The sequence below is a fragment of the Microbacterium sp. AR7-10 genome (assembly GCF_001878835.1).
Taxonomy (GTDB): domain Bacteria; phylum Actinomycetota; class Actinomycetes; order Actinomycetales; family Microbacteriaceae; genus Microbacterium; species Microbacterium commune.
This window is the reverse complement of the sequence record NZ_MJIR01000068.1, coordinates 1-2,474: the sequence shown is the minus strand read 5'-3', so window position 1 is coordinate 2,474 and position 2,474 is coordinate 1. Positions and strand designations below refer to the sequence as shown.

The following is a 2,474-nucleotide window of genomic DNA, read 5'->3' as shown; positions in this document are numbered from 1 at the left end:
AACTTTGATGTAATATGTCACTTATTCTTATCTGTTTTTTGTAGCTTTATGTATCTTCTTCTCTTTTTTGTTTTTATGTGTTTCCTATTTTCTTTCTTCTTTTTTTTTTTTTTTTTTTTTTTTTTTTTTTTTTTTAGATGTGTATAAGAGACAGGGCTGAGAGGGTGATCCACGGAACCGGCATCGACCTCGTCGACATCGCACGGTTCGAGCGCTCGGTCACCCGCACGCCCCGGCTCCTGCCGCGCCTGTTCACCGAATCCGAGCAGCGGCTCCGGCTGCCCTCGCTCGCCGCGCGGTTCGCCGCCAAGGAGGCGCTGATCAAAGCGCTCGGCGGCAGCGACGGGGTGCACTGGACCGAGATCGAGATCGGCGCCGAGCCGTCGGGCAAACCGCTCTTCCTGCTCAGCGGCTCGACAGCGGCGGTGGTCGCCGAGCGCGGCATCACCACGCTGCACCTGAGCATGACGCACGACGCCGGCCTCGCCATGGCCTACGTGATCGCCGAAGGGACCGACGCATGACCTCCTCTTCCTTCTCCTCCGCCGACACACCCATTTCCTCACGACACCCCCGCGTACGAACGTCCGCAGGCAGGGGTGTCGGCGCGAACTGGGGGTCTCGGCGAGAGAGGGCACGCGCGAACAGCAGAGGAGTGCGCGGATGAGCGTTCCGTTCCGTGAGGCATCCATCGACCTCGGCGCGATCGCCCACAACGTCTCGCGGCTGCGCTCGATCACCGGCGTGCCGGTCATCGGCGTGGTCAAGGCGAACGGGTACGGCCACGGCGCCGCCGAGGTCGCGACCGCGGCTCTCGCCGGTGGTGCCACCCGACTCGGCACGGCCACCATCGAGGAGTCGCTCGCCCTGCGCAGAGCCGGCATCACCGCCCCGCTGATGGCCTGGCTGCACGCCCCCGACCGCCGCTTCGACGACGCGGTCGAGGCCCGCGTCGAGATCGGCATCTCGTCGTATCAGCAGCTGCTCGCGGCCTCCGAGGCGGCGCGACCACCGGCATCCATCCATCTCAAAGTCGACACCGGACTGTCGCGCAACGGCCTCGCACCCGCCGAGCTCGACCGCGTCTTCGCCGAGGCCGCACGCCTCGAGCGCGTGGGACGCGTGCGGGTCGTCAGCATCTTCAGCCACCTCTCCGGCGCGAGCGGCGACGACGATCGGGCGCAGCTGGCCCGGTACGAGCAGATCGTCGCGCAGGCGGAGGCACACGGTGTCCGCCCCGAGTTCCGCCACCTCGCGGCGACCGCCGGCGCGATCGGCATCCCCGAGGCGCGGCTCGACGCGGTGCGCATCGGGATCGGGATGTACGGGCTCTCGCCCTTCGCCGACCGCACCTCCGCAGACCTCGGCCTGCGCCCGGCGATGACTCTACGCGGTGCCGTCGCGGCCGTGCGCCGCGTCTCCGCCGGCACGGGAGTGTCGTACGACTACGCGTACCGGTGCGAGCGCGAGACGACTCTCGCCCTCGTGCCGCTCGGGTATGCCGACGGGGTTCCGCGCCAGGCATCCGGCGCCGGCCCGGTCGTGATCAACGACCGCCGCTACACGGTCTCGGGACGCATCGCGATGGACCAGTTCGTCGTCGACGTCGGCGACGACCACGTGCGCCCCGGCGACGAGGTGGTGCTGTTCGGCGACCCCGCGCTGGGCNNGCCCAGCGCGACGGAATGGGCGGATGCCGCCGGCACGATCAACTACGAGATCGTCACGCGAATCGGCGACCGGGTGCCGCGGAGGTCGCACTCATGACGATGGATCCCGCCTTCCTCGGGCGTCACGAGATCCGCACATCGGATGCCATGGAGGCCCTCGGCTTGCGCATCGGCGAGCAGCTGCGGCCGGGCGACCTGCTGATCCTCACCGGTCCGCTCGGCGCCGGTAAGACGACGCTCACGCGAGGCCTCGCCGAGGGTCTCGGCGTGCGCGGACCGGTGCAGAGCCCCACATTCGTGATCGCGCGCACCCACCCGTCACTGATCGAGGGAGCGCCGCTCGTGCACGTCGACGCCTATCGGCTCGGCTCGGCGGCCGAGCTCGACGACCTCGACATCGACTTCGTGCGCTCGGTGGTGGTGATCGAGTGGGGCCGGCCGATGGCATCCGCCGTGGCCGATGCGTGGTGGGACATCGAGATCGAGCGACCCGTCGGGGGCGACGGCGAACTGAGCGACGAAGACCTCGACGCCGACGCGCCGCGGTTCGTGACGGTCACGCGCGTGGAGCGCTGAGCCCCCGCGGTTGCTCCTGTTCGCACGTCCCATATGGTCGCATCCTCGGGATCGAGGCGGCCATACGGGACCTGCGGGGCGTTGTGGGGGCGTGCCGGGTGAGGCCGCGCGCCCGGCGGTTCTGCCGAGTGGTCCCATATGGTCGCATCCTCGGGATCGAGGCGGCCATGTGGGACCTGCGGTGCGACATGGGGAGGGCGACGTGTGGGCTGTCTCTTATACACATCT

The 2,474-nt window shown here is 68.0% G+C and carries 3 protein-coding genes and 1 pseudogene; all 4 read left to right on the top strand.

Translation table 11 applies throughout. The features are described from left to right. Window positions 1–164 precede the first annotated feature (164 nt). The 4 genes and pseudogenes from BFN01_RS09340 to tsaE all read left to right on the top strand — a co-directional run bounded on the left by BFN01_RS09340 (window position 165) and on the right by tsaE (window position 2,246). The gene (locus BFN01_RS09340; RefSeq protein ID WP_071643714.1) at window positions 165–524 is read left to right on the top strand and encodes a holo-ACP synthase; all 360 of its coding nucleotides are present in this window, start codon (window positions 165–167) and stop codon (window positions 522–524) included. A 139-nt stretch (window positions 525–663) separates the two neighbouring features. After that, a pseudogene (alr, locus tag BFN01_RS09335) lies at window positions 664–1,668 on the top strand (alanine racemase); the annotation flags it as partial. Window positions 1,669–1,670: 2 nt separating this feature from the next. Then, window positions 1,671–1,767, top strand: a 97-nt coding sequence (locus BFN01_RS15850) for an alanine racemase C-terminal domain-containing protein (RefSeq protein ID WP_256221101.1), incomplete at its 5' end; no start/stop codon positions are given. After that, complete coding sequence (gene tsaE / locus BFN01_RS09330; protein WP_071643710.1) at window positions 1,764–2,246, top strand: tRNA (adenosine(37)-N6)-threonylcarbamoyltransferase complex ATPase subunit type 1 TsaE; 483 nt, start codon at window positions 1,764–1,766, stop codon at window positions 2,244–2,246. The genes BFN01_RS15850 and tsaE, both read left to right, overlap by 4 nt. Window positions 2,247–2,474 lie beyond the last annotated feature (228 nt).

Excerpts from the sequence above, each read along its gene's own strand:
- tsaE (WP_071643710.1), top strand. The coding sequence starts at position 1,764 with ATGACGATGGATCCCGCCTTCCTCGGGCGTCACGAGATCCGCACATCG.